At 60.8% G+C, this 24,904-nt stretch carries 26 protein-coding genes; 13 read left to right on the plus strand and 13 right to left on the minus strand.

Going from position 1 to position 24,904, the window contains the following annotated elements:
• Nucleotides 1-5: 5 nt before the first annotated feature.
• From QRN60_RS08100 to coaD, 3 genes are read right to left on the minus strand one after another with little or no spacing between them, the layout of a single operon-like run.
• Nucleotides 6-515, minus strand: a complete 510-nt coding sequence (locus QRN60_RS08100) for a peptidylprolyl isomerase (protein WP_003503025.1) — start codon at nucleotides 513-515, stop codon at nucleotides 6-8.
• A gap of 36 nt (nucleotides 516-551) precedes the next feature.
• Nucleotides 552-1,121: a peptidylprolyl isomerase gene (locus QRN60_RS08105; RefSeq protein WP_059760168.1), complete on the minus strand. Its 570-nt coding sequence runs from the start codon at nucleotides 1,119-1,121 to the stop codon at nucleotides 552-554.
• Nucleotides 1,122-1,150: 29 nt separating this feature from the next.
• Nucleotides 1,151-1,645, minus strand: a complete 495-nt coding sequence (coaD, locus tag QRN60_RS08110; protein WP_060726298.1) for a pantetheine-phosphate adenylyltransferase — start codon at nucleotides 1,643-1,645, stop codon at nucleotides 1,151-1,153.
• 437 nt (nucleotides 1,646-2,082) lie between these two features.
• Between coaD and QRN60_RS08115 the strand changes: the two genes are divergently transcribed.
• From QRN60_RS08115 to QRN60_RS08150, 8 genes are all read left to right on the plus strand, one after another.
• On the plus strand, nucleotides 2,083-2,262 hold the full coding sequence (locus tag QRN60_RS08115) for a hypothetical protein (protein WP_162690317.1): 180 nt from the start codon (nucleotides 2,083-2,085) through the stop codon (nucleotides 2,260-2,262).
• Nucleotides 2,263-2,304: 42 nt separating this feature from the next.
• On the plus strand, nucleotides 2,305-2,439 hold the full coding sequence (locus QRN60_RS08120; RefSeq protein WP_003503032.1) for a hypothetical protein: 135 nt from the start codon (nucleotides 2,305-2,307) through the stop codon (nucleotides 2,437-2,439).
• A gap of 409 nt (nucleotides 2,440-2,848) precedes the next feature.
• Entirely contained in the window at nucleotides 2,849-4,741 is a 1,893-nt protein-coding gene (locus QRN60_RS08125) for a peptidylprolyl isomerase (protein WP_077998375.1), read from the plus strand.
• A 16-nt stretch (nucleotides 4,742-4,757) separates the two neighbouring features.
• Nucleotides 4,758-5,771, plus strand: a complete 1,014-nt coding sequence (trpD, locus tag QRN60_RS08130) for an anthranilate phosphoribosyltransferase (RefSeq protein WP_003503036.1) — start codon at nucleotides 4,758-4,760, stop codon at nucleotides 5,769-5,771.
• Nucleotides 5,772-5,781: 10 nt separating this feature from the next.
• A complete protein-coding gene (gene trpC / locus QRN60_RS08135; RefSeq protein ID WP_060726301.1) occupies nucleotides 5,782-6,597 on the plus strand; it encodes an indole-3-glycerol phosphate synthase TrpC in 816 nt (271 codons plus the stop codon).
• Between the two features lie 7 nt (nucleotides 6,598-6,604).
• On the plus strand, nucleotides 6,605-7,096 hold the full coding sequence (gene moaC / locus QRN60_RS08140; protein ID WP_080866179.1) for a cyclic pyranopterin monophosphate synthase MoaC: 492 nt from the start codon (nucleotides 6,605-6,607) through the stop codon (nucleotides 7,094-7,096).
• Nucleotides 7,097-8,314: a molybdopterin molybdotransferase MoeA gene (locus QRN60_RS08145; protein ID WP_129564971.1), complete on the plus strand. Its 1,218-nt coding sequence runs from the start codon at nucleotides 7,097-7,099 to the stop codon at nucleotides 8,312-8,314.
• 506 nt (nucleotides 8,315-8,820) lie between these two features.
• Nucleotides 8,821-9,891, plus strand: coding sequence for a GGDEF domain-containing protein (locus QRN60_RS08150; protein ID WP_107675607.1), 1,071 nt, complete (start codon nucleotides 8,821-8,823; stop codon nucleotides 9,889-9,891).
• A gap of 225 nt (nucleotides 9,892-10,116) precedes the next feature.
• On the opposite strand, the gene QRN60_RS08155 is transcribed toward QRN60_RS08150, so the two are convergent.
• The 3 genes from QRN60_RS08155 to QRN60_RS08165 form a co-directional block, all read right to left on the minus strand.
• A complete protein-coding gene (locus QRN60_RS08155) occupies nucleotides 10,117-10,725 on the minus strand; it encodes a pyridoxamine 5'-phosphate oxidase family protein (protein ID WP_107675608.1) in 609 nt (202 codons plus the stop codon).
• Between the two features lie 54 nt (nucleotides 10,726-10,779).
• Nucleotides 10,780-12,591 carry a monovalent cation:proton antiporter-2 (CPA2) family protein gene (locus tag QRN60_RS08160; RefSeq protein WP_035213526.1) on the minus strand — a complete coding sequence of 604 codons (1,812 nt, stop codon included), beginning with the start codon at nucleotides 12,589-12,591 and terminating at the stop codon, nucleotides 10,780-10,782.
• A 202-nt stretch (nucleotides 12,592-12,793) separates the two neighbouring features.
• Nucleotides 12,794-13,162 (minus strand): gamma-butyrobetaine hydroxylase family protein, encoded by a 369-nt coding sequence (locus QRN60_RS08165; protein ID WP_003509699.1) that lies wholly within the window; start codon nucleotides 13,160-13,162, stop codon nucleotides 12,794-12,796.
• A 132-nt stretch (nucleotides 13,163-13,294) separates the two neighbouring features.
• On the opposite strand from QRN60_RS08165, the gene moaA reads away from it, so the two are divergent.
• The 5 genes from moaA to mobB all read left to right on the plus strand — a co-directional run bounded on the left by moaA (nucleotide 13,295) and on the right by mobB (nucleotide 17,822).
• Nucleotides 13,295-14,344, plus strand: a complete 1,050-nt coding sequence (gene moaA, locus QRN60_RS08170; RefSeq protein ID WP_060725732.1) for a GTP 3',8-cyclase MoaA — start codon at nucleotides 13,295-13,297, stop codon at nucleotides 14,342-14,344.
• Nucleotides 14,345-14,505: 161 nt separating this feature from the next.
• On the plus strand, nucleotides 14,506-15,474 hold the full coding sequence (locus QRN60_RS08175) for a DMT family transporter (RefSeq protein WP_060726306.1): 969 nt from the start codon (nucleotides 14,506-14,508) through the stop codon (nucleotides 15,472-15,474).
• 1 nt (nucleotide 15,475) lies between these two features.
• Nucleotides 15,476-16,675, plus strand: a complete 1,200-nt coding sequence (locus QRN60_RS08180) for a multidrug effflux MFS transporter (protein WP_080866183.1) — start codon at nucleotides 15,476-15,478, stop codon at nucleotides 16,673-16,675.
• The gene (gene mobA, locus QRN60_RS08185) at nucleotides 16,672-17,310 is read left to right on the plus strand and encodes a molybdenum cofactor guanylyltransferase MobA (protein WP_129564972.1); all 639 of its coding nucleotides are present in this window, start codon (nucleotides 16,672-16,674) and stop codon (nucleotides 17,308-17,310) included. The genes QRN60_RS08180 and mobA overlap by 4 nt, the downstream gene beginning before the upstream one ends.
• Nucleotides 17,307-17,822 (plus strand): molybdopterin-guanine dinucleotide biosynthesis protein B, encoded by a 516-nt coding sequence (mobB, locus tag QRN60_RS08190; protein WP_060726308.1) that lies wholly within the window; start codon nucleotides 17,307-17,309, stop codon nucleotides 17,820-17,822. Before mobA ends, mobB begins: the two co-directional genes overlap by 4 nt.
• A 290-nt stretch (nucleotides 17,823-18,112) precedes the next feature.
• On the opposite strand, the gene QRN60_RS08195 is transcribed toward mobB, so the two are convergent.
• From QRN60_RS08195 to QRN60_RS08225, 7 genes are all read right to left on the minus strand, one after another.
• Complete coding sequence (locus QRN60_RS08195; protein ID WP_162686881.1) at nucleotides 18,113-19,675, minus strand: LysM peptidoglycan-binding domain-containing M23 family metallopeptidase; 1,563 nt, start codon at nucleotides 19,673-19,675, stop codon at nucleotides 18,113-18,115.
• A gap of 346 nt (nucleotides 19,676-20,021) precedes the next feature.
• Complete coding sequence (locus QRN60_RS08200; protein WP_165000588.1) at nucleotides 20,022-20,675, minus strand: protein-L-isoaspartate(D-aspartate) O-methyltransferase; 654 nt, start codon at nucleotides 20,673-20,675, stop codon at nucleotides 20,022-20,024.
• Nucleotides 20,672-21,442 carry a 5'/3'-nucleotidase SurE gene (surE, locus tag QRN60_RS08205; RefSeq protein ID WP_003509717.1) on the minus strand — a complete coding sequence of 257 codons (771 nt, stop codon included), beginning with the start codon at nucleotides 21,440-21,442 and terminating at the stop codon, nucleotides 20,672-20,674. The genes QRN60_RS08200 and surE overlap by 4 nt, the downstream gene beginning before the upstream one ends.
• A gap of 202 nt (nucleotides 21,443-21,644) precedes the next feature.
• Nucleotides 21,645-22,928, minus strand: a complete 1,284-nt coding sequence (gene serS / locus QRN60_RS08210; protein ID WP_080866185.1) for a serine--tRNA ligase — start codon at nucleotides 22,926-22,928, stop codon at nucleotides 21,645-21,647.
• A 102-nt stretch (nucleotides 22,929-23,030) separates the two neighbouring features.
• Complete coding sequence (gene tatC / locus QRN60_RS08215; RefSeq protein ID WP_003509720.1) at nucleotides 23,031-23,834, minus strand: twin-arginine translocase subunit TatC; 804 nt, start codon at nucleotides 23,832-23,834, stop codon at nucleotides 23,031-23,033.
• Nucleotides 23,831-24,568, minus strand: a complete 738-nt coding sequence (gene tatB, locus QRN60_RS08220) for a Sec-independent protein translocase protein TatB (protein ID WP_003509721.1) — start codon at nucleotides 24,566-24,568, stop codon at nucleotides 23,831-23,833. The genes tatC and tatB overlap by 4 nt, the downstream gene beginning before the upstream one ends.
• A gap of 56 nt (nucleotides 24,569-24,624) precedes the next feature.
• A complete protein-coding gene (locus tag QRN60_RS08225) occupies nucleotides 24,625-24,831 on the minus strand; it encodes a twin-arginine translocase TatA/TatE family subunit (protein WP_003509722.1) in 207 nt (68 codons plus the stop codon).
• Between the last annotated feature and the right edge of the window lie 73 nt (nucleotides 24,832-24,904).

Raw genomic sequence — 24,904 nt, forward strand, 5'->3', positions numbered from 1 at the left:
GAAAATCAGGCCGCCGAAGCGAGCTTGATGGAAACGATCGAATCGGGATCCTTCACCGGCTCGCCGCGCTTGACCTTGTCGATGGCTTCCATGCCTTCGATGACCTGGCCCCAGACGGTGTACTGCTTGTTGAGCCACGGAGAATCCGTGAAGCAGATGAAGAACTGCGAATTGGCGGAGTTCGGGCTCTGCGAACGGGCCATGGAGCAGGTGCCGCGCACGTGCGGGATGGCGGAGAATTCAGCCTTCAGGTCCGGCTTGTCGGAACCGCCCATGCCGGCGCGGGCCGGGTTGAAGCTGTCGGAACCCTTCTTGCCGAACTGTACGTCGCCGGTCTGGGCCATGAAGTCTTCGATGACGCGGTGGAACACGACGCCGTCATAAGCGCCTTCCGATACGAGTTCCTTGATGCGGGCAACGTGGCCCGGAGCAACTTCCGGCAGCAGCTGGATCACGACCTTGCCGGTCGTCGTTTCCATGATGATGGTGTTTTCCGGATCCTTGATCTCGGCCATGGTTATTCTCCTCTGTTCGGGCTCTATTGCCCTACCTTACTTTTTGCCGACGGTGACCTTGATCATCCGGTCGGGGTTGGAAACTTCGCCGTTGCCGCCGGCGCCGCGCTTGATCTTGTCAACGGCTTCCATGCCGGACACGACCTTGCCGACCACGGTATATTGCCCGTTCAGGAACGGACCATCGGCAAACATGATGAAGAACTGCGAATTGGCGGAATTCGGATCCTGCGAACGGGCCATGCCGACCACGCCGCGCGTGAACGGAACCTTGGAGAATTCGGCCGGAATATCCGGCAGATCGGAACCACCCGTACCGGCGCGCTGGGCGCTGAAGCCCTTCTCCATATTGCCATACTGCACGTCGCCGGTCTGCGCCATGAAGCCGTCGATGACGCGGTGGAAGGCGACGTTGTCATAAGCGCCCTTCTTGGCCAGCGCCTCGATCTGCGCCACATGCTTCGGCGCAACATCGGGCATCAGCTCGATGACAACGGGACCATCCTTCAGCTGGACGGTGAGAAGTTCGGCGGCCGAAGCGAGGGTGCTGGCGGCAAGCGCGCCTGCAAACATGGCGCCGGCAAAGGCAAATCGAACGAGTTTCATCGGATTGGCTCCAGAATGTGAGGCTGAAGTCAGCGCTTCAGCTTGGCGTTGAGGGCTTCAAGCACGGCCTTGGGCACGAAGGCGTCGACATTGCCGCCCATGGCGGCGATCTGCCGGACCAATGTGGCTGTAATGGGTCGCGACGACGTGCCGGCGGGCAGGAACACGGTCTGAATATCAGGCGCCATCTGGCGGTTCATGCCGGCCATCTGCATTTCATAATCGAGATCTGTGCCGTCACGCAGGCCGCGCAGCAGGAGATGCGCGCCGTGCTGGCGCGCGGCGTCAACGACCAGATTATCGAAGGAAACGACTTCCATGCGCGCCGCCTCATCGGGCAGCTGTTCGGAAAGCGCCTGCTTTATCAGCGCTGCCCGCTCCTCGAAGCTGAACAGCGGCGCTTTTCCGGGATGGATACCGACGGCAACGATGACTTTCGACGCCACATTCAGCGCCTGGATAAGCACATCCAGATGTCCGTTGGTCATCGGATCGAAGGATCCTGGATAAAAGGCAATCGTCATATCGCTCTCAGGTGGTGGGCGCGCTTCGATGCTGGGTATCATGTGCCCGCCTTTTGTCATGGAGAGGCACGCGGCGCAAGACTTTATAACCATCCCTCACAAGCCCGGTTGCGGCGTGAACCCGGGATGAATGGGCCGTTCAGTGCGGTTTCACAGCTATTTTGTTTAAATGCACAACATCGGGAAACCGAAACGCCCCTCACTCGTTAAGCATCCGGAGAATTGAAAATGCTGGCCTTCATGATCGTCCTTTCGATCATCGCATCATTCGCTGCCGAGTATCTTTTTCTCGAATGACGGCCTTAGCCAGTTTCCTGAACGCCAGATGAACGAGCCATTCAAGGAAGTTTCACAGGCGCGATGCTAATCGATTTTTACGGTTGACGCGGAACATGTCGAGACATGGCGCGTTAAGAAAGAACCAAAGGAACGGACAGATGTTTGTAAGAGAAAAACAGTCTACTTCGGCGAAAATCAGCGTCATCAGCACCGCCTGGACAGTACTGGTTATCGCAATGGTAGCAACGACGTTTAGCCTTTATGAGCAGAAGACTGAAACCCAGGGACCGGACTACCCGCAACTGACCGCCCGTTACCAGTATATGAATTATTACTGAGGAACGGGGAGAATTTCCCCACAACTCCCGGAGACGATATCAATGTTCACATTTCTGACGATGCTTCTGGCCCTGATCAGCGTAATGTTCGTGACATCGATGATATCAGTCGTCGCCGAGATGCGGCGGGAGGATGAGGAATTCAAGGCGACGATCCGGCGCGACCGCGCCTTCTGAGCGCGGCGAACCGACCCGACGGCCCCTTAGAAATGATTCTTTTTCAACCGCCTGGACCTTCCGGGCGGTTTTGTTTTGCCAAGCCGCCAGCCTCTCCTTCCCTCATTCCTGTGCTTGTCACGGGAAACCGGCCGACGCGGCTCTCGTGCAGTGGGAGGAGTCCTTTCAGCCCAAGGACTTGAGCTGGCTTAATTCCTGTGACAAGCACAGGAATGAGGGAAGAAGAGGCAGCCGATATTGAACCGTCGCCTCCATTTCGGCGCCTCCAATCACACAACCGTTTTCAAAACCCCGTTTTTCCAAGGCAAATTCCCTTCAATTTCCGTTTGGATTGATTTAAGGAACGCCGATACGTTGCGGGCCGGACAGCCGGCGACCGCGATGACGTTCCTGTGAGGTTTGCATAACGATGCTCGATTCCCTGAGAAATGCTTCTCGAACCATGGCAGCCAAGCTGCTGCTTCTCCTGCTTGTTGTTTCGTTTGGCGTCTGGGGCGTCTCCGCATCGCTTGTCACCGCCAATTCCCACGCCGTCATGACGGTGGGCGACCAGACGGTCAGCCCTGAGGAGTTCCGTCTCGCCTATCAGCGCCAGATTTCCGATCTCAGCCGCCAGTTCGGCACCCGGCTGACGACCGAACAGGCCAAGGCCTTCGGCATCGACCGTCAGGTCTTCAGCCAGCTTGCGGCCGGTGCAGCCCTTGACGAGCTGGCCTCGAAGATGAATCTCGGCCTTTCGGAAAACCGCCTCGCCAACCTCATCGCCGAAGACCCGGCCTTCAAGTCAGTCAACGGCCAGTTCGACCGTAATCTCTTCAGCGAGCGCCTGCGCAATTCCGGCTTCCGTGAGGACGACTATATCAAGGAACGCAGCAAGGTTGCCGTCCGAAGCCAGATCGTTGAAGCCGTCTCCGATGGTTTTGCCGCACCGCAGGTGCTGGTGGATGCGCTGAAGCAATATCGTAATGAACAGCGCTCGGTCGACTACGTCATTCTTTCGAACGCCGTCATTCCGCCGGTCAAGGCGCCGGGCGACGATGTGCTCACGCCCTGGTTCGAGACCAACAAGACGAAATACCGCGCGCCCGAGTTCCGCAAGTTCACCTATGTGAAGCTGGAACCGTCGGACATTGCCGATCAGGCCTCCGTCACCGACGCCCAGATCGCTGATTATTACAACAGCCACAAGGACAGCTTCCGCACCGCCGGCCGCCGCACGGTGGAGCAGCTGACCTTCCCTGAAAAGGAAATGGCCGAAGCCGCCGCCGAACAGATCCGCCTCGGCAACACCACTTATGACCAGGTGGTGAAGGATCAGGGCAAGGCCGCGTCGGACGTCACGCTCGGCGAATTCACCAAGGATACCATCCCCGACCAGTCGATTGCCGATGCCGCTTTCGCCATCCAGAAGGATGGCGGCGTATCGCCGGTGGTCGAAGGTTCCTTCGGCCCGGTGCTCCTGCGCGTCACCGGCATCAAGCCGGAAACCACCCGCACGCTGGAAGAGGCGAAAGAGGATATCCGCAAGGACCTCGCCACCGCCGCCGCTGCGGAAGAAATCACCAATGTTCATGACCGTTACGAGGACCTGCGCGCCGGCGGCTCTTCGCTCGCGGATGCGGCAACGCAGCTGAACCTGAAGGCCGTCACCATCGCCGCCATCGACGCTTCCGGCCTCGATGAGAAGGGCGATGCGATTCAGGGCCTGCCCTCCCCGCAGCTCGCGCAGGAGGTCTTCAAGACCGAACCCGGCACGGAAGCCCTGCCGATCAATCTCGGCCGTGAAGGCTACATCTGGTTCGATGTCGACCAGATCATCGCCGCCCGCGACCGCACGCTTGCCGAAGTCCGCGACGATGTCGTGGCCGACTGGACGGCGGAACAGCAGCGCAACGCGCTTGCCGCCAAGGCCGAGGAACTGAAGGCGCGCGTCGAAAAGGGCGACACGCTGGAAGCCGTGGCCGGTGAGCTGAGCCTTGCCGTCGAGCAGAAATCCGGCCTGCGCCGCACCAGCGAGGACGCTATTTTCGGACGGCAGACCATCGCCGCCGTCTTCTCGGGCGCCGAAGGCGTGGTCGGCACTGCCGCCGATGCCGAGGGTTCCAGCCGCATCCTCTTCAAGGTCACCTCCGTCGACACCAATGCCCCGGCAGACGCGCTTGCCAATGACGACCAGCAGTTTGCCGCCATTGCCCGCGCGGCCGGCGACGACATGCTGGACCAGATGGTCAACCGCCTGCAGAATGACTATGGTGTCACCATCAATCAGGCCCTCGCCGATCAGGCGATGGTCGGCTTCTAACCCGGGGGGCGACAAGATGGCCGAACTGAAGCCGCTGATCGCCAAGGTCGCAAATGGAGAGAGCCTGAACCGCGAGGAATCGCGGGCGGCTTTCGACGTTTTGATGTCGGGCGAAGCCACGCCGTCGCAGATTGGCGGCTTCCTGATGGCGCTGCGCGTGCGCGGCGAAACGGTGGACGAAATCGTCGGCGCCGTCTCCTCCATGCGCGCGCGCATGCTGCCGGTTTCGGCTCCCGCCAATGCCATCGATATCGTCGGAACCGGCGGTGACGGCATCGGCACCTATAATATCTCGACACTCGCCTCGATCATCGTCGCCGGAACGGGCCTGCCCGTCGCCAAGCATGGCAACCGGGCGCTGAGCTCCAAATCCGGCACGGCAGACGCACTCTCCGCGCTTGGCGTGAAGCTCGATATCGGTCCTGAGCTCATCGCCCGCTGCATCAGCGAGGCGGGTCTCGGCTTCATGTTCGCGCAGCTGCACCATTCGGCCATGCGCCATGTCGGCCCCAGCCGCGTCGAACTCGGCACGCGGACGATCTTCAACCTGCTTGGCCCCCTTTCCAATCCGGCAGGCGCAAAACGCCAACTGCTCGGCGTCTTCTCGCCGCGCTGGCTGGTGCCGCTTGCCGAAGTGCTGCGCGATCTCGGTTCTGAAAGCATCTGGGTCGTGCATGGCGACGGCATGGACGAGGTGACGACCACGGGCGTTACCCATGTGGCGGCGCTGGAAGGCGGCAAGATCCGCACTTTCGACCTGACGCCGAAGGATTTCGGCGTCGAGCCCGCTTCCATGGAAGACCTGAAGGGCGGCGACGGCATTGCCAATGCAGCAGCACTGCGCGAGGTCCTGTCCGGCAAACGCAACGCCTATCGTGACGTGTCGCTGTGCAACGCGGCCGCAGCGCTGGTCATTGCCGGCAAGGCGGAAACGCTCACTGAGGCGATGGCGATCGTCAGCGAGGCGCTGGACAGCGGCAAGGCCGCAGCCGCGCTCGACCGTCTGGTTGCCGTGTCCAACGAAGAATGAGAGCGAGATCATGAGCGACATTCTCAAAAAGATCGAGACTTACAAGCGCGAGGAAATCGCCGCCGCCAAGGCGAAGGTTTCGCTGGCCGATCTGAAGGCCATGGCCGCAGACCAGAGCGCGCCCCGCGGCTTTTATAAAGCGCTGAGGGCAAAGCAGGCCGAAGGCAAGTTCGGGCTGATCGCCGAAATCAAGAAGGCGAGCCCCTCCAAGGGCCTGATCCGTCCGGATTTCGATCCGCCGGCGCTGGCCGCCGCCTATGAAGCCGGTGGCGCCGCCTGTCTGTCGGTTTTGACGGATACGCCGAGCTTTCAGGGCGCACCGGAATTCCTGACCGCCGCCCGCAATGCCTGCGCTTTGCCGGCGCTGCGCAAGGATTTCATGTTCGATACCTATCAGGTGCATGAAGCCCGTGCCTGGGGCGCGGACTGCATTCTCCTCATCATGGCCTCGCTTTCCGACGACGAGGCGAAACGCCTTGAAGACGAGGCTTTTGCGCTCGGCATGGATGTGCTGGTCGAGGTGCATGACGCCGAAGAAACCGAACGGGCGCTGAAACTCGCCTCGCCGCTTCTCGGCATCAACAACCGCAACCTGCGCACCTTCGAAGTCAGCCTCGAAACCAGCGAGAAGCTGGCGGGCCTCGTGCCGGCTGACCGGCTGCTGGTGGGCGAAAGCGGCATCTTCACCTTCGAGGACTGCCAGCGTCTGGAAAAGAGCGGCATCAGCACCTTCCTCGTCGGCGAAAGCCTGATGCGCAAGGATGATGTGACGGCGGCGACCAAAGCGCTGCTGACAGGCCAATCCGGCATTCTGGCAGCGGAATAAAGCGCCGATGAGCGAGACGGGAAAGCTCACCCATATCGATGCGAGCGGCGAAGCGCATATGGTCGATGTCGGCGACAAGGCCGAGACCGTCCGCGTCGCCGTGGCCGAAGGCTTCGTGAAGATGAAGCTGGAAACGCTGGCGCTCATCCGCGACGGCAATGCCAAGAAGGGCGATGTCATCGGCACTGCCCGTCTGGCGGGCATCATGGCCGCCAAGCAGACGGCAAACCTCATTCCGCTCTGCCATCCGCTGATGCTGACCAAGGTTGCGGTCGATATTACCGAAGATACCGCCCTGCCCGGCCTGAGAGTCGAGGCCATGGTGAAACTGTCTGGCAAAACGGGCGTGGAGATGGAAGCGCTGACCGCCGTCTCCATTGCCTGCCTGACGATCTATGACATGGCGAAAGCCGCCGACAAGGCGATGGAAATCGTGAATATCCGCCTTCTCGAAAAGAGCGGCGGCAAATCCGGCGATTTCCGGCGACAGGAGACCTGAATGAAACCGCTGCTGCCCGTGGATGAGGCCATAACACGCCTTCTGGAGGCAGCGGTTCCGGTGACCGAAAGCGAGATCCTGCCGCTTGCCGAATGTGATGGTCGCGTTCTCTCGGCCGACCTTACGGCGCGTCTCACCCAGCCGCCCTTTGATGCCTCGGCCATGGATGGTTATGCCCTGCGCAGCGCCGATGCGCTCAATATCGGTTCGGTTCTCACTGTCATCGGTCAGGCCGCCGCCGGCCATGCTTTTGCCGGCACTGTTGGTGAAGGCCAGACCGTGCGCATCTTCACCGGCGCGCCGGTGCCGCAGGGTGCGGATACAGTCCTCATTCAGGAAGATGCCGAAGTGCTGGAGAGCGGAAAGATCCGCACCGCCTTCGACGTCACTGCCGGGCGACATATCCGCCCGCGCGGGCAGGATTTTACCGAAGGCGAAACGGCGCTGAAGGCCGGGCGTGAACTTGGCTTCACCGACCTGACACTGGCGGCGGCGATGAACCATGCCGCGCTGACCGTCTATCGCAAGCCGCGCATCGCCATCCTCGCCACCGGCGATGAGTTGCTGCCGCCGGGAAGCGCACCGCAGCCCGCCCAGATCATCGCCTCCAACACCTTCGGTGTCGCAGCCCTTGCCCGGCAGGCCGGCGCAGAGGTTCTCGACCTCGGCATCATTGCCGATGACGAGGGGTTGATCCGCGCGGCCATCGGCAAGGCCGTCGCGGCGAAGGTCGATGTGCTGGTGACGCTCGGCGGCGCCTCCGTTGGCGACCGCGACCTCGTGCAGGCCGCGTTGAAGGCGGAAGGCATGCAGCTCGATTTCTGGCGCATCGCCATGCGTCCGGGGAAACCGCTGATGGTCGGTGCCATTGGCGCCATGCAGGTTCTGGGCCTGCCTGGAAACCCGGTAGCAAGCCTCCTCTGCGGCCTGCTGTTCCTCGAACCCCTGGTCCGCAGCATCGCCCGCCGCGCCCCCCTGCAACGCGAAGCTACAGCCCGCACCGCCACACCGCTGAAGGCGAATGACCAACGGCAGGACTATCTGCGCGCCCGTTTCAGCACGGACGAAAACGGCATGCTGGTGGCGGAAGCCTACGCGAAGCAGGATTCATCGATGATGAAGATATTGGCCCATTCCGATGGCCTGATCGTGCGCCCGCCACATGCGCCGGCGGCAACCGCCGGGGCGGAATGCCCGGTCATAAGGCTGAAATCCTGACACGCAGTCGGTGCGGCCGAAGCTGCGGCCGGAAGCATAATTGATCCCTTCGCAAAATTTGCCGAATGGTTGCCGCGCCGTCACAAAATGGCACTGCCGCATCCCGCATGGCATGGGAGCCGCAAATAAAACTGTAACGTTACTGTATCCCGACACGGATGACAGAAAACGCCGCCTATAGGCGGTGTCTCTCCCAACTCAAAAAACCTCATCTCTTTTCATCCCGGCAATATCTTTCCTTATTGTTGTGCCAAAATAAATCACACCAACCCCGTTATTGGGATTGACAGAATAAATGCGATGCTGTCACCAAGACGAATAGTAGAGATAAAAAGCTCCGGAATTCTTCAAAATGAAAATTACTTATATTTATCAATTAACTAAAATAAAAATTGGCGAAAAACGAGTTTCTGGAAACAAAAATTAGTTTCCCGTAAATTAAGCTTTCCAAAACTAGCTTCATAATAATAATCATAGTCGATAAGCAGACTCACTGGAGTTTCTTGATGAACACGGCATCCACGCCCAAAACCACGGGGCCCGACATTGCCGGGCAGATTGCCTATGCCATGCGGAGCATGGGTGTTTCGCCGATCCCGCGTAACTACAGCCTGTTTTACGAAGCCTATATCGGTTCGAACCCTGCCCTGACGAAGGATCTGGCCGCGCTCGGCAACCGGGTGACGCAGGAAGATCTGGACGAGCTGTCCTCACGCTATGGCGAAGGTAATCCCGCACGGTCGATCGACGATGCGCATGACAAGCTGCGGCGTGAACTGGAGGGTCTGCTGGGAACGCTGAGGCGCGAACAATCCTCCATCGAAAACTACAACAGGATTCTCGGCGAAACGCGCCAGCGCATCGACGACAAGAACGCCGCCAGCAGCAATATTCTGAGGAATGCAATCTCATTGCTGGCCGAAGCCACCGGCTCGAAGATCATCGACGGCGAAAAGGCGTTCAACGACGTCAACCGCCATGCCGAGGAAATGCATCAGGTGCGCCTCGAACTGGACGAATACAAGCGCATCGCCAATACCGACTCGCTGACGCGCCTCTCCAACCGGCGCGCCTTCGACGACCGGCTGGCATCGGTTTATGACAGCTCCATCGGCCTGCAATATACCACGCTCGTGCTACTCGATATCGATCACTTCAAGCGGATCAACGACACATTCGGCCATCCGGTCGGCGACAAGATTCTCGCCACCGTCGCCTCGGTCATCCGCGCCAATGTCCGCAAGGATGGTTTTGTCGCCCGAAGCGGCGGCGAGGAATTCGCCATCATTCTGGATGGCAACACGCCCGAAGAGGTGATGGTGACGTGCGAGCGCATCCGCCTGTCGCTGGAAAGCACGCCGTTCCGCAATTCGAGATCGGGCGCCGACTATGGCACGGTGACGATTTCCATCGGCTTCGCCTCCGCCGCACAGGCCACCAATCCGAGCGAGCTTTACGGCCATGCCGATACGGCGCTCTACCATGCCAAGGAAACCGGCCGAAACCGCTCCGTCTATTATGAGGACGGCATGCAGAAGAACTATGTCGGGAAGAACTGGCTGATTTATCGAACTTGAGGATGTTGGCGTACGCGCCACTATCTCCCCCGTCATGCCGGACTTGATCCGGCATCCAGTCACGGCGCGTCTGCGCCGTGAAAAGAGTCTCTGGCGATCAAGGACTTGATCGCGCTAGACCCCGGACCAGTCCGGGGTGACGGAGTGAGACGCTCCGCTTTCGCCAATGGCGTAAGCCTTGCGAGGCTTGCCTCAGCGGCCCGACGGTCGCGTCTTTATTGCGCCTCACCACATGGTCTTCGCAGCCCGCGCCGCCCATTCGCGGTCATAGGTTTCCTGATCGAACTCCGCCTTCGCCGCCTTGAGCAGAAGACCGGGTGTCGGGAGCGCCGACGGATCGACGAAATTATCGGGGTTCCACAGCTCGGAGCGCATCAGCGCCCGGGCGCACTGGAAATAGACTTCGTCGATCGTCACCACGATAACCGTGCGCGGATGTTTGCCATCCATCTCGAAGCTCTCCAGCAGATCGGGAGCGACGGAGACCACGGCGCGGCCGTTGATGCGCATCGTCGTGTTCGAGCCGGGGATCAGGAACATCAGCGCCACGCGCGGATCGCGCACGATGTTCAAAAGCGAATCCACGCGGTTATTGCCGCGCCAGTCCGGCAGAAGCACCGTCCTGTCATCAGCCACCCTGACCACGCCGCCCTTGTCGCCGCGCGGTGAACAGTCCATGCCCTCCGGCCCGACCGTCGCCAGCGCGAGGAACGGCGAAGTCTCGATCATCAGCCGGTATTCGGCCGTCAGCGTGGCTGTCACCTTGGCGATCGATGCCTCGCTCGTGCCGTCATAGATGGCCTTCAATTCCTCAACCGTGCGAATGATCGTCATATCCGTTCCTATCCTTACGAATTCCCTTTGCCGACATCGAAAGATCGGCGCGTCCTATTCCTCTGCCGCTTCCGCCTTTTCCCGCTCGGCCCGCTCGCGCGCCGTGCGGGCGGCAACCAGATCGGCCGGCTGGGCGTTGCCACGGATCAGCGACCGGCCGGCATAGATGCCGCCGACGACTTCCATGGCGAAACGTTCCTCGTCGCGGTCGCGGAATTCCTCCACCAGACGGGCGGCGTCTTCCCGCTCCTCGCCCATGGCGCCAAGCACTTCCTCGCTGAAATTCAGCGCCGATTCCAGCGTCTCGCGGATCTGGTAATCGACACCCGCCTTGAGCAGATCAATGGCATGGCCACGGTCGTAAGCACGGGCAAGGACCGGCACCAGCGGGAATTCGTGCTTGACGATCTCCGCGATCCTGACCGCGGCCTCCTTGTCGTCGACGCAGATGAGAACCGCGCGCGCCGTGCTGGCGCCGGCCGCATGCAGGATTTCCGCCCGCGAACCGTCGCCATAATAGACCTTGAAGCCGAACTCCGCCGCATCGCGTACGAACTCGGCATCCTTGTCGATGAGCGACAGCGTGTAGCCCCGCGCCAGAAGCGGCTGGCTGACGATCTGGCCGAAACGCCCGAAGCCGATAAGGAGAATGCTGCCCTCGACATTCTCGGGCACGTCGAGATCGTCGGTATTGGGAACCGCCGCCGGCACCAGCCGGTCATGCAGGATGACCATTAGCGGCGTCAGCACCATGGAGATGATAATGGTCGCCGTCAGGATGGCGTTCGCCTCCCGGTCGAGAATACCAGCGCTGACGGCGGCCGAATAAAGCACGAAGGCGAATTCGCCGCCCTGCGCCATCAGTACCGCCCGTTCCAGGCTTTCGCGCCTGGTAGTGCCAAGCGCCCGCGCCACGCCATAGATCAGGAAGGCCTTGAGCAGCATGTAGGCGACGACGCTAACCAGCACGAGCTGCCAGTTGGAGGCAATGACGGCAAGATCGATGGCCATGCCGACGCCGAGGAAGAACAGCCCGAGCAGAATGCCGCGAAACGGCTCGATATCCGCCTCAAGCTGGTGGCGGAAAGAGGATTCCGACAGAAGCACGCCGGCAAGGAAAGCGCCCATGGCCATCGAAAGACCGCTGACCTGCATCAGAAGCGCCGAACCGAGCACCACCAGCAGCGCCGCAGCCGTCATCACCTCACGCGCGCCGGAAGCGGCCAGCAGGCGGAAAAACGGGTTGAGAAGATAACGCCCGGCCAGGATGAGCGCGCCGACGGCGGCAAGCGCGATGCCGACGGAGACCCAGCGCTCCGACGCCGTCACATGTTCGCCGCCCGCACCGAGGAAGGCGACAAGCGCCAGCAGCGGCACAATGGCCAGATCCTCAAACAGCAGGATCGCTATGATGCGCTGGCCTTTAAGGCTCGACATGCTGTTGCGTTCCTGCAGCATCTGCATGACGATCGCCGTCGAGGTCAGCACGAAACCAGTGCCGGCGACGAAGGACATGATGACGGGAAAGCCGAGGCTGACGCCCACCAGCGTCAGACCCGCCATACAGACCAGCACCTGCAAGGCACCCAGCCCGAAAATATCCTGCCGCATCGACCACAGCCGCGAGGGCTGCATTTCAAGGCCGATGATGAACAGGAACATCACCACGCCGAGTTCCGCTATATGCAGAATGGCCTGCGAATCGGAAAAGAAACCGAGACCATAAGGCCCGATCACAAGGCCGGCGGCCAGATAACCGAGCACCGAGCCGAGGCCGATGCGCTTGAAGATCGGCGCGGCGACAACGCCTGCCGCCAACAATACGACCACCTGGGCCAGATCATTTCCGTTCGCTTCTACAGCCACACGCCACCCCGCTGAAAATCAATAAGACGAGGGTGTTCCCTCCCTCACTTCCTAGCGCATCGACGGGAAAAGCGAAAACGATTTTACTGACGGACGGCGCGCAGATTCAACGGGTTATTTGCTGCCGGGACATGGTGCTTCAGATGCCCTGTGCTCCCACCCTCATTCCTGTGCTTGTCACCGGAATGAGGGAAGTAAGCGCCTACCGGAATCGCGGTTCCCTGCTCAAGCCCTTTTCGGCGAGCTGCCGTTCATAATCGGCAAACAGCGCATCCCCTGTCTCACCCAATTCCTTCAGATATTTCCACGTGTAGATGCCGCTATCGTGGCCATCGTCGAAAACGATGCGAACCGCATAATTGCCGGTCGCGACCATGGAACGGATGGCGACATTGCGTTTGCCGGGCACCGTGACCTTTTGTCCCGGCCCGTGGCCCTGCACTTCCGCCGAGGGCGAAAGCACGCGCAGCATCTCGGCGCCAAGCCGGTAAACGCTTCCATCATCAAAGGAAACAGTCAATTCGCGCCGGTCTTTCGACACAAGCAGCTCGGTCGGCCAGGCATCACTCATTTTTCACTTCCGCAAGCTCGTCACATGCGTCAGAATTACGGACTTGCCTCACGATAGGCAAGCCACTACATCACCTAATAGAGCACACATCAGGCGTGTGTGCCCGGCGCAAGGCGCAATGAGGATGGAGACGTGAACAGTTTCCCCGGCTCGCTTGAAAAAGCGAAAACCCTGACGGAAAACAGCACACCGATGGTGGACCCTTTCGGCCGCGCCATCACCTATCTACGCGTTTCCGTGACCGACCGCTGTGATTTCCGCTGCACCTATTGCATGTCCGAGCACATGACCTTCCTGCCGAAGAAGGACCTTCTGACGCTCGAAGAACTCGACCGCCTCTGTTCCGTCTTCATCGCGCGCGGCGTGCGCAAGCTGAGGCTGACTGGCGGCGAGCCGCTGGTGCGCAAGAACATCATGTCGCTGGTGAGGAACCTCGGCCGACATGTGCAAACAGGCGCGCTCGACGAACTGACGCTGACCACCAACGGCTCGCAGCTTGCGAAATTCGCCGCCGAACTCGCCGATTGCGGCGTGCGCCGCATCAATGTCTCGCTCGATACGCTCGACCGCGATAAATTCCGCCATATCACCCGCTGGGGCGATATCGACCGGGTGATGGAAGGGTTGGATGCGGCCCAGGCCGCGGGCATCAAGGTCAAGCTCAACGCCGTGGCGCTTAAGGACTTCAACGACGCCGAGATTCCCGATCTGATGCGTTTCGCCCATGGCCGCGGCATGGACCTGACTGTCATCGAAACCATGCCGATGGGCGAGATCGAGGAAGATCGCACTGACCGCTACCTGCCGCTTTCGCAGCTGCGCGCCGATCTCGAAAAGAGCTTCACGCTCATCGACAGCGATTACCAGACCGGCGGCCCCGCCCGTTACGTGACGGTGAAGGAAACTGGCGGCCGGATGGGCTTCATCACCCCGATGACGCATAATTTCTGCGAAAGCTGCAATCGCGTGCGCCTCACCTGCACCGGCACGCTTTATATGTGTCTCGGCCAGGACGACGCCGCCGATCTGCGCACGGCGCTGCGCGCCTCCGACAGCGACGTCTATCTCTCGAGCGCTATCGATGAAGCCCTGCTGCGCAAGCCGAAGGGGCATGATTTCATCATCGACCGGACCCATAACCGGCCCGCCGTCTCCCGCCACATGAGCGTGACCGGCGGCTGAGCCTCTTTCTCGTCCACCCGCCCATATAAGCGGTTGAAATACCGGCTGTGCCGTGCCACGTCTCTTTGCATGGAGGAATGCGTGGTTGCGCCGGAACGGCGGCTCCAGATCGCCCGCAAGGGCGGACGGAGTAAACCGCGCATGGTCTGGGATATTTGGGAATGGCATTGACGGACAATACGCGCGGCGCACTTTTCATGGCGCTCGCAATGGCAAGCTTCACGGCCAATGATGCGCTGACGAAGTCCGTCACTCCCTATATCAACACCGGCCAGATCATGTTCGTGCGCGGCATCATGACCGTGGTGCTGATCTATATCGCCGCACGCCATTTCGGCGCGCTCCGGCCGCTCAAAACCCTGCTGCGGCCCATCATCATCCTGCGCTGTCTCTGCGAGGTGACAGCCGCCGTGCTTTATCTGACGGCGCTCGGCCTCATCGAGTTTTCCAATGCCTCGGCCATATTGCAATCCCTGCCGCTGGTGGTGACGCTGGGGGCTGCCCTTTTCCTGCGCGAACCCGTGGGCTGGCGGCGCTGGGCGGCCATCATCACCGGTTTCATCGGCGTGCTGATCATCATTCGCCCGGGCCCTGAAGGCTTCACGCCGGGGGCGCTGCTCGTCGTCGCATCGCTTGCGGTCACCGCCGCGCGTGACCTGCTGACCCGGAAGATGTATGCGGATGTGCCCTCACTCGCCATCACCGTCATCACCGCTTTCGTCAACATGGCCGTGGGCGGCCTGTTGATCGTGCCCTTCGGCGGCTGGCAGCCGATGAATTTCATGATTCTCTCGCATCTCGCCGGTTCCGCCATCCTGGTGCTGGTGGGCTATCAGGCGATCATTCTCGCGATGAGATCAGGCGAAATCTCCTTTGTCGCGCCATTCCGTTACACCAGCCTGCTCTGGGGTTTCATGATTGGCGTGTTCTTCTTCAACGAGAAAATCGACAGCTACACCATCGTTGGCGCCATGATCGTCATCGGTTCGGGCCTCTATACCTTCTATCGCGAAAGCCTGCGCAAGCGTTCGCAGATGGCCAAGCGCTCGGCTGCGACACCCACCGCCGCAACCACGGTGCGGCCGGCTTCCGTAACGAAAACTACCGTAACGGAAGAAGCGGGAGAATGAGATGAACAGCGGCCGTTTCCTCGACAGGACCACCCCGCCCCACATCATCACGCTTGTTGTCATCGCCGGCGTCGCAGCGCTTTGCATGAACGTGTTCCTGCCCTCGCTTGCGGCCATGGCGCTTTATTTCGAGACCGATTATGCCGTGATGCAATTTGCCGTTTCGGGCTATCTTGCCGCCACCGCCTGCCTGCAGCTCGTCATCGGCCCGCTCTCCGATCTCTTCGGACGCCGGCCGGTGATGCTCGTCAGCATCGCCATCATGATCGTCGCAACGCTCGTCTGCATGCTCGCACCCAACATCACCGTTTTCATGATCGGGCGCGTGGCGCAGGCGGCCGTCGTTTCCGGCTTCGTGCTGGCGCGCGCCATCGTGCGTGACATGGTGCCAATGGAACAGGCGGCCTCGATGATCGGCTACGTGACCATGGGCATGTCCGTGGTGCCGATGGTGGGGCCGACGGTTGGCGGCCTGCTCAACGACATCTCCGGCTGGCAGTCCAGCTTCGCCCTCCTCTGCCTGCTCGGCATCGGCATTCTGGTGCTCGCCTGGTTCGATCTCGGAGAAACCAACCACAACAAATCGGCGAGTTTTTCCCAGCAGTTTCACGCCTGGCCGGAGCTGCTGCGCTCGCCGCTGTTCTGGGGTTATGCGCTGACCTCGACCTTCTCATCGGGCATGTTCTTTTCCTTCCTCGGCGGCGCGCCCTTTGTCGGCAGCGTGCTTTACGGGCTTGCACCGGCCATGCTCGGCCTGCAATTCTTCTTCATGGCCAGCGGCTATATGCTCGGCAACTTCATCTCCGGCCGTTATGCCAGCGAAATCGGCATCACCCGCATGATGCTGTCGGGCAATGTCATCGCCATTGCGGGCATCGTCACGACCATGGTGTTGATCTCAGCCGGGGCGGAAAGCGCCTATGCGTTTTTCGTGCCGCTTGCCCTGATCGGCGTCGGCAACGGCGTGACGCTGCCGAGCGCCAATGCCGGCATGGTCAGCGTCCAGCCGCATCTGGCAGGCTCCGCCTCCGGTCTCGGCGGCGCCATGACCATCGGCGGCGGCGCGGCATTGTCGGTGCTCGCCTCCTCGGTCCTGTCCAAAGAGGATGGAACCTGGCCGCTTCTTCTCGTGATGCTGGCGACCGGCCTTGTCGCCCTCCTCACCACCTATATCGTAAGGCTGCAGGAAAAGCGGGAATGACGGCCCCTTTTGAAATACCCGGTCTCGTGCTCGCCGGCGGGCTTTCGCGGCGCATGGGCAGCAACAAGGCGATGGTGCAGCTGGGCGATCGCCCCCTCATTTCTCATGTCATCAGCCGCATCACGCCGCAGGTCTCGGATGTCACCATTAATGCCGCCATCAGCGGCAATAACGGCTGGGCGGAGAGTTTAGGCCTGCCGATGCTGCCTGATACGCTGAACGGCCATGCCGGCCCTCTCGCAGGCGTTCTGGCAGGCATGCGCCACTTCCGCAATCGCGAGACCGCCGGCAGTCATTTTCTTACCGCGCCGGCCGACAGCCCATTTTTTCCTGACGACCTTGTGGCGCGCCTTTGCGACCACGTATCGGACCATGCGATCGTCATCGCCGCCTCCAGCGGCCAGCTTCACCCGGTTTTTGCGCTGTGGCCGGTGGCCCTCGCCGATGATCTCGAGGCGTGGCTGAAGAACGATGCGAACCGGCGCATCCGCGCCTATCTTGCCCGGCATGTCACCATCGGCGTGGCTTTCCCGCCGCTGGAAACGGCAAAGGGCAGCCTCGATCCGTTCTTCAACATCAACACGCCGGATGAACTGGCGCTGGCGCGAAGCTATCTGGAGAGCATGGAACCATGACGGTACAAAAGGTCTTTGGCATTGCCGGCTGGAAGAACTCGGGCAAAACAGGCCTTGCGGTGCGTATCGTCACCGAACTGACGGCGCGCGGCTACCGCGTCTCCACCATCAAGCACGCCCATCATGATTTCGACATCGACAAGGTCGGTGCCGATAGCTGGCGTCACCGGCAGGCCGGCGCGCACGAGGTTACCATCGTTTCCGGCACCCGTTTCGCCATCATGCATGAACTGCGCGGCGAACCGGAACCCTCCTTCGAGGATATTCTGTCCCGCCTCGCCCCCTGCGATCTGGTGCTGATCGAAGGTTACAAATATGAGCCGGTGCCGAAGATCGAGGCGCGCCGTCTGGAGGCCGCCAAGACCGAACCGCTTGCGCCGCTCGACCCGCATATCGTCGCGATTGCCGCCGATCATGAGGTGGCGGACGCCACCCTTCCCGTCTTCGATCTCGACGAGACCGCCACGATCGCAGACTTCATCGAGAAGACGGTTGGGCTGGTCAGGGGCTAGACATGTAGCGGATCGACGTGACTTGGGCTGCATCCCCACATCCGTCATACCGGCCTTGAGCCGGTATCCAGCCAGCCCAAGTCCTTGGGCTGAGGAGACTCATTCCGCCGCGCAGACGCGCGTCGACTGGATGCCGGATCAGGTCCGGCATGACGGAGGAGAAAACCGCGAGGAAACCAACACCCACTAAGCCCGTGGCACCCATTCCAGCACCTTCTCCGCACGCACCACCCCAAAAATGAAAAAGCCGGGTTCTTCACCCGGCTTCATCATTCCTTGAGACGCAATACCTATTCAAGGAAACTGGAGGGGTTCACCGGCGTCGCATCCTTGCGGACTTCGAAGTGAACCTGCGGACGCTTGGCGCTGCCGGTCATGCCTGAGGTGGCGATGGTCTGGCCGCGCTGGACCTTCTGGCCACGCTGTACGTCGAGATTGGCGGCATTGCCGTAAACCGTGACCTTGCCATCGTCGTGACGGACGAGAACCGTGTTGCCGAGCTGCTTCAGGCCGTTGCCCGCATAGATGACCACGCCGTTTTCGGCGGCCTTGATCGGCGTTCCCTCGGGAACGGAGATGTTGATGCCATCGTTGCGGCTGCCTTCGACATTGTCGCCGAAATTGTTGATGACCGCACCGCGGACCGGCCAGCGATATTTGCCGATGCCGGTGGATTCCGGTGCGATGGAGGCCATGTCGGCCTTCTTCTCGATATCGCTAACACTTGCCGTGGCTGGTGTGGCAGGCGCAGTCGGAGCGGCGGCAGCAGCGGGAGCCTTGTAGGGCTCAGGCTTGACGGATGCGGTTTCGACCGCCTTCGCCGCTTCCTTGGCGGGAACGGAAGCTGTCTTGATGGCATCCGTCGAAGCGCCCGGCATGGTGAGCGTCTGGCCGACGCGGATGCTTTCGTTGCCGAGACCGTTTGCCGTCTTCAAGGCAGCAACCGACACGCCGTTTTCGCGGGCGATCTTCGCCAGGCTATCGCCCGGCTGAACCTTGTAACCACCGGTCGGCGGCAACGGCTTGCCGCCCGGAGGCGTCAGCTTGCCGGCTTCGGAGGAAACCTTGTCACGGACGGCGGTCTGCGACGGCAGCACGGCTACGTTCCCCTCGGGGCCGCGCAGCGGGGTCGGCTGGTCGCCATTGCGGTTGAGAGCGATATTGCCGGCGGCATCCTTGGCGGCATTGCGGGCCTGGCCGAATTTCGGAATGAGGATCGACTGGCCGGCCTGCGCCGAGGATGCGGTCTTCAGACCGTTGACGCGCAGCAGTTCCTTTTCCGGAACGCCGTAACGGTTGGAGAGTGTCGCGATGCTTTCGCCGGGACGCAGGGTCACGGAGGAAGCGCCATCGGTGTGCCAGCCATTCTTGTCGGAACGTACGGTCGCGGTGGTCAGGTTGTCGGCGACGGGGGCGGCAGCCTGCTGGGCGGGCGCTGCAAGAGACGGCGCGGCCTTGGGCTGAGCGGACGGGAAAGGCTGGGCCATGGCTTCGTTGCGGGTCGACGGATCGCGGCTTGCCACGGCGGTTGGGGCCGAAAGCTCGGAACGCTGCACCGGCGAGGCCGACGCGCGGGCCGTGGAAGGCTGAACGCCGCCATAACCACCGGACTGCGGATAGGAGTTGCCGGCCATGTTCTGGTTGGCGTAACCACCCTGCGGCGCGGCAGAGGCGTAACCGCCATTCATGTCGCCCTGCGGGACCGGGACCTGCCCGTAAGCACCGCCGCCCTGACGGGCAGGAATTGACGCCGTTGTCATCCGATCCGGTCCACTGGAAAAGAGGCCGCTGAACCGCGTTGCATCCGAGCTACAGCCCGTTGCGACGCTTGCCAGCAATGCCGCTGCGAACATTTTTGCGACTGATTTTCCGATTTTAGACGAATGTCTCATACGCATGACTCGATCTACACTGACGCCAACCCGCCGCATCTAGATGCGATCCGGCACAAATTTCACTTCTTGCAAGGCCCATTTCCCGAGGTGGGGAAAACCATGCGTCGATGTTTATGATTAAAGCGCGTTAGTGTTACCACGCCGTTAAAACGTTAAGCCGCTCAGTGCTTTTTTGACACTTCGATAACCATGACGGAAACCAGATGCGTCATGTTGAGACAATAATGATATTAAAAATCAGATAGTTGCGAAAATTCAGAACATTAGGAGACAAAAATAGAATGTCTCCAAAATTTTCAATTTGTCACAAATGACGCGCAATATGGGTGCTGAGCGGCAGATAAGGCGCCTCGAACAGCTCTTCCGTCTCGAAGCGGCTACCGGTCTTGGAGAAACGCGTCATCACGCAACGGTCGCCTTCAAGAATGATCGGCGCGATCATCATGCCGCCCGAAACGATCTGCTCGGCAAAGAAGCGGGGCATGGTGGTAAAGGCGGCGGTGGAGACGATGCGATCGAAGGTTCCCTCGCCCACCAGACCGTTGCTGCCATCCGCCTGGCGGATGACGACATTGCGGATGGAGAGATCGTCCAGACAATTCTGCGCCTGCTGCACCAGCGTCTTGTAGCGCTCCAGCGAAAAGACGCGCTCCACCCGGCGTGCGATGATCGCGGTCATGAAACCGCTGCCCGTGCCGATTTCCAGCACGCGCTGGCCGGGTTTCAGCTGCAGGCGGGCGAGAATCTTCACCGCCATGTCAGCGCCTTCCATGAAGGCGCCGCAGTCGATCGGAATGGTGCGGCTGGAATAGGCGTCGGCCGCAAATTGCGGCGGCACGAATTTGGAACGCGGCGTCTGCTCGACAGCCGTCAGAAGGTCAAGGTCGGAAATCCCCTCGCCCCTTAAGCGGAGAACGAGAGCGGCAAAACCTTCCTTTTCGACCATTGCGGATTTCAATCGGCGACTCCGAATCCAAGTGCTTGCGCAACCCGATCCTTCACCGTGTAGTCCGTCAGGTCAAGCTTAAGCGGTGTGACCGAAATCTTGCCGTGCTTCAAGGCGTGAATATCCGTGCCCTCGCGGAAGGTGCCGAGGCGCTCGCCGAAGCGCAGCCAATAATAAGGAAGACCGCGACCATCCTGCCGCTCCTCCACCGTCAGGCCGAAATCGAGCTTACCCTGCCCGGTGACGGACACGCCCTGCACATCCTTTGGCGCACAATTGGGGAAATTGAGGTTGAGGAAGGTGCCGTCAGGCAGATCGACATCAATGAGCTTGCGAATGAGATCGGGCGCATAGGTTTCAGCGACTTCCCACGGCACAACGCGGCCTTCGGCGTGGCTGAACGCCTGGCTCAGCGCAAAGGAGCGCACGCCCTGCAGCGTGCCTTCGATGGCGCCGGCAATGGTGCCGGAATAGGTGACATCATCGGCCATGTTGGCGCCGGCATTGACGCCTGACAGAACGAGATCGGGTTTTTCCGGCAGAACCTCGCGAATGCCCATGATAACGCAATCGGTGGGCGTGCCGCGCAGCGCGAAATGTTTGTCGGAAACCTTACGCAGACGCAGCGGTTCGGAAAGCGTCAGCGAATGGGCAAGCCCGCTCTGGTCGGTTTCCGGCGCAACGATCCAGACATCGTCCGACAATGTGCGGGCGATACGCTCCAGCACGGCCAGACCTTCGGCGTGAATACCGTCGTCATTCGTCAGCAAAATCCGCATATTTTCCTCCGCTGCTGTATCCCGCTATGAGGACACAATGATTTCTCTCACAGAAGCACCCCCCATACCCGTCATTCCGGCCTTGAGCCGGAATCCAGTCGACGCGCATCCGCGCGGCGGGAAGAGTCTCTTCAGCCCAATGACTTGGGCTGGCTGGATACCGGCGCAAGGCCGGTAGGACGGCCGCTTAACAGACGGACAATCAGGCCGCCTTCTCGATCCGCGTCAGCCCGCCCATATAGGGCAGCAGCACGTCCGGAATTGTGACGGAACCATCGTCGTTCAGATAATTTTCGAGAACGGCGATCAGGCAGCGGCCGACGGCGGTGCCGGAACCGTTCAGCGTGTGCACGAACTTCGTCGCCTTGTCGTCCTTGCCGCGATAACGCGTATTCATGCGCCGCGCCTGGAAATCGCCGCAGACCGAGCAGGACGAAATTTCGCGATAGGTATTCTGGCCGGGCAGCCACACTTCCAGATCGTAGGTCTTGCGGGCGCTGAAGCCCATGTCGCCCGTGCAGAGCGTCATGGTGCGGAAATGCAGGCCAAGCCGCTTCAGAACTTCTTCGGCGCAGGCCGTCATGCGCTCATGCTCGGCAACGGCGCTTTCCGCATCGGTGATGGAGACGAGCTCACATTTCCAGAACTGATGCTGGCGCAGCATGCCGCGCGTGTCGCGACCGGCCGAGCCCGCTTCCGAACGGAAGGACGGCGTCAGCGCGGTGAAGCGCAGCGGCAGCTTCTCCTGATCGAGAATTTCGCCGGACACGAGGTTGGTCAGCGTCACCTCCGCCGTCGGGATCAGCCAGCGGCCATCCGTGGTCTTGAACAGGTCCTCGGAGAATTTGGGCAATTGCCCGGTGCCGAACATCGCCTCGTCGCGCACCATCAGCGGCGAGGAGACTTCGGTATAGCCATGTTCGCTGGTGTGCAGGTCGATCATGAACTGGCCGAGCGCTCGCTCCAGACGCGCCAGCTGGCTGGTCAGCACGGTGAAACGTGCGCCGGAAAGCTTGGCGGCACGCTCGAAATCCATATAGCCGAGCGCTTCGCCAATCTCGAAGTGCTCCTTTGCCTCATGGTTCCAGCCGGGCTTCTGGCCGACCACACGGGCGACCACATTGTCATGCTCGTCCTTGCCGTCGGGCACATCGTCGAAAGGTATGTTGGGCAGGCGCGACAGCGCGTCGTTCAGCTCGGCGGTGACCTGACGGTCCTCCTCCTCGGCGCGCGGCATGTTGTCCTTGAGGTCGGCGACTTCGGCCTTGAGCTTTTCAGCAAGCTCCATGTTCTTCTGCGCCATGGCGGCGCCGATCTCCTTGGAGGCGGCATTGCGGCGCGACTGCATGTCCTGCAGGGACTGGATGACGGAACGGCGCTTTTCATCGAGCGCGATCAGGCCGCTGGCGGCAGGCTCCGCGCCGCGGCGCGCAAGCGCCGCATCAAAGGCTTCGGGGTTTTCGCGTATCCATTTAATGTCGTGCATCGTCGTTCCAGACCGTTGTTGCATTGCCCGTGTTTTACAGCAAAACGCCGGGCATGAACCCGGCGCGAGGAGATTTTCAGAGCGGCGAGACCTTCAGGAAAATCAGGTCTCCTCCAGCTCCGTGCTTGCGGATTCCGCAGCGCGCTTCCTCTCCACGAGTCGAGCCATGTAGATGGAAATCTCGTAGAGAATGATCGCAGGCAGTGCAAGACCGATCTGGGACATGGGATCGGGCGGCGTCAGCACGGCGGCAACCACAAAGGCCATGACGATGGCGAACTTGCGCTTTTCCCTGAGCCAGTCGCTGGTCAGAAGACCGACGCGCGCCAGAAGCGTGGTGACGACGGGCAGCTGGAACACCAGACCGAAGGACAGCACCAGCGTCATGATGAGGCTCAGATATTCCGACACCTTCGGCATCAGTGAAATCGCGACTTCGCCATCTTCCGGCAATTGCTGCATGGCGAGGAAGAACCACATGACCATAGGCGTGAAGAAGAAATAGACGAGCGCCGCACCGATAAGGAACAGGATCGGGGAAGCGATGAGGAATGGCAGGAAGGCGGCGCGCTCGTTCTTGTAGAGACCGGGCGCCACGAATTTGTAAAGCTGCGAGGCGATCACCGGGAAGGAGATCACCATGGCGCCGAACATCGCAACCTTGATCTGCGTGAAGAAGAATTCCTGCGGCGCAGTATAGATCAGTGACGATTTCGTCACATCCAGCCCCGCCCAGAGCACTGCCCACTTATAGGGAATGACAAGCAGGTTGAAGAGATGTTTGGCAACGGCGAAGCAGCCGATGAAGGCAATGAAGAACGCGCCGAGCGCCCAGATCAGCCGCGTGCGCAACTCCATGAGATGCTCAATAAGCGGCTGCGGCTTATCCTCGATGTCCCCGCTCATGCTTCATCCTTTGTGGGCTTTGCAGCCTTGGTTTTTGCCGTCTTCGCCGGCTTGGCATCTGCCACCGCCGCCTTGTCTGCGGAAGACTTCCGGACGGCCGCCTTTTTGGCGACGGTCTTCACGGCGGGCTTCGAGGCGGCGGGCTCACTGGTTTTCACGGTGACGGCGGTTTCGGGCGCTGCGGCAACCTTGCTCCGGGCTGCACGTTTCGGCTTGGCGGCAACCGCTTCGGCCTCAACAGTCGCAATAGATTTCGCCCGCGCGCGCTTCGGCTTCTCCTCCGCAGCGACGGCCGCGGCAACCGGCGCAGCGGGTGCGGCTACAACAGGCGGCGCATCCGGCAGCTTCATTTCAGGCTCAGGCACGCTGACCAGCGGCGCGACCGGCTCGCTTGTCGCCGGCGCCGGCGTGGACGAAAGGCCATCCGGCGCAGCCGTCGCCTTCTGAAGATCGGACTTGATCTCGTTGCCGAGCTGGCGAAGCGGGTTCATCGCATCGCGCAGCGAGTTGGTGGGGTTGAGATTGCGGACATCGGAGATCGTCTGGCGCACATCGTCCATGTCGGCCTCTTTGAGCGCCTCATCGAACTGCGTGCGGAAGTCCCCCGCCATCTTGCGAAGGCCGGCCATCGTTTTGCCGAAGGCGCGGATCATGGGCGGCAAGTCTTTCGGTCCGACGACCACGATCAAAACGACCGCAATCACCAGAAGCTCGCTCCAGCCGATATCAAACATCAATATGCTCCCGAGACCCTAACGCCCGTCAGTCTCACACCAAGCGGCAAGGCCGCTTACTTGATCTCGTCAGCCTTGTGGTCGACGGTCTTCGTGTTGGCATCGGCCGGCGGCGGCGTCTGGTCTTCGTCAGCCATGCCCTTCTTGAAGCTCTTGATGCCCTTTGCAACATCACCCATCAATTCCGGAATCTTGCCGCGTCCGAAGAGGACGAGAACGATCACCAGCACGATGAGCCAATGCCACACACTAAAAGAACCCATAACTGAAACTCCTGAATTTCGCTTTCAGACGATGTAAGACGTTTGAAAGGCTTTTTCAAACGACAAATCGTCG

This window comes from Agrobacterium sp. CFBP2214 (assembly GCF_030209895.1).
GTDB lineage: Bacteria > Pseudomonadota > Alphaproteobacteria > Rhizobiales > Rhizobiaceae > Agrobacterium > Agrobacterium radiobacter.

Excerpts from the sequence above, each read along its gene's own strand:
- QRN60_RS08100 (WP_003503025.1), bottom strand. The coding sequence starts at position 515 with ATGGCCGAGATCAAGGATCCGGAAAACACCATCATCATGGAAACGACG.
- QRN60_RS08105 (WP_059760168.1), bottom strand. The coding sequence starts at position 1,121 with ATGAAACTCGTTCGATTTGCCTTTGCCGGCGCCATGTTTGCAGGCGCG.
- coaD (WP_060726298.1), bottom strand. The coding sequence starts at position 1,645 with ATGACGATTGCCTTTTATCCAGGATCCTTCGATCCGATGACCAACGGA.
- QRN60_RS08115 (WP_162690317.1), top strand. The coding sequence starts at position 2,083 with ATGTTTGTAAGAGAAAAACAGTCTACTTCGGCGAAAATCAGCGTCATC.
- QRN60_RS08120 (WP_003503032.1), top strand. The coding sequence starts at position 2,305 with ATGTTCACATTTCTGACGATGCTTCTGGCCCTGATCAGCGTAATGTTC.
- QRN60_RS08125 (WP_077998375.1), top strand. The coding sequence starts at position 2,849 with ATGCTCGATTCCCTGAGAAATGCTTCTCGAACCATGGCAGCCAAGCTG.
- trpD (WP_003503036.1), top strand. The coding sequence starts at position 4,758 with ATGGCCGAACTGAAGCCGCTGATCGCCAAGGTCGCAAATGGAGAGAGC.
- trpC (WP_060726301.1), top strand. The coding sequence starts at position 5,782 with ATGAGCGACATTCTCAAAAAGATCGAGACTTACAAGCGCGAGGAAATC.
- moaC (WP_080866179.1), top strand. The coding sequence starts at position 6,605 with ATGAGCGAGACGGGAAAGCTCACCCATATCGATGCGAGCGGCGAAGCG.
- QRN60_RS08145 (WP_129564971.1), top strand. The coding sequence starts at position 7,097 with ATGAAACCGCTGCTGCCCGTGGATGAGGCCATAACACGCCTTCTGGAG.
- QRN60_RS08150 (WP_107675607.1), top strand. The coding sequence starts at position 8,821 with ATGAACACGGCATCCACGCCCAAAACCACGGGGCCCGACATTGCCGGG.
- QRN60_RS08155 (WP_107675608.1), bottom strand. The coding sequence starts at position 10,725 with ATGACGATCATTCGCACGGTTGAGGAATTGAAGGCCATCTATGACGGC.
- QRN60_RS08165 (WP_003509699.1), bottom strand. The coding sequence starts at position 13,162 with ATGAGTGATGCCTGGCCGACCGAGCTGCTTGTGTCGAAAGACCGGCGC.
- QRN60_RS08175 (WP_060726306.1), top strand. The coding sequence starts at position 14,506 with ATGGCATTGACGGACAATACGCGCGGCGCACTTTTCATGGCGCTCGCA.
- QRN60_RS08180 (WP_080866183.1), top strand. The coding sequence starts at position 15,476 with ATGAACAGCGGCCGTTTCCTCGACAGGACCACCCCGCCCCACATCATC.
- mobA (WP_129564972.1), top strand. The coding sequence starts at position 16,672 with ATGACGGCCCCTTTTGAAATACCCGGTCTCGTGCTCGCCGGCGGGCTT.
- mobB (WP_060726308.1), top strand. The coding sequence starts at position 17,307 with ATGACGGTACAAAAGGTCTTTGGCATTGCCGGCTGGAAGAACTCGGGC.
- QRN60_RS08195 (WP_162686881.1), bottom strand. The coding sequence starts at position 19,675 with ATGTTCGCAGCGGCATTGCTGGCAAGCGTCGCAACGGGCTGTAGCTCG.
- surE (WP_003509717.1), bottom strand. The coding sequence starts at position 21,442 with ATGCGGATTTTGCTGACGAATGACGACGGTATTCACGCCGAAGGTCTG.
- serS (WP_080866185.1), bottom strand. The coding sequence starts at position 22,928 with ATGCACGACATTAAATGGATACGCGAAAACCCCGAAGCCTTTGATGCG.
- tatC (WP_003509720.1), bottom strand. The coding sequence starts at position 23,834 with ATGAGCGGGGACATCGAGGATAAGCCGCAGCCGCTTATTGAGCATCTC.
- tatB (WP_003509721.1), bottom strand. The coding sequence starts at position 24,568 with ATGTTTGATATCGGCTGGAGCGAGCTTCTGGTGATTGCGGTCGTTTTG.
- QRN60_RS08225 (WP_003509722.1), bottom strand. The coding sequence starts at position 24,831 with ATGGGTTCTTTTAGTGTGTGGCATTGGCTCATCGTGCTGGTGATCGTT.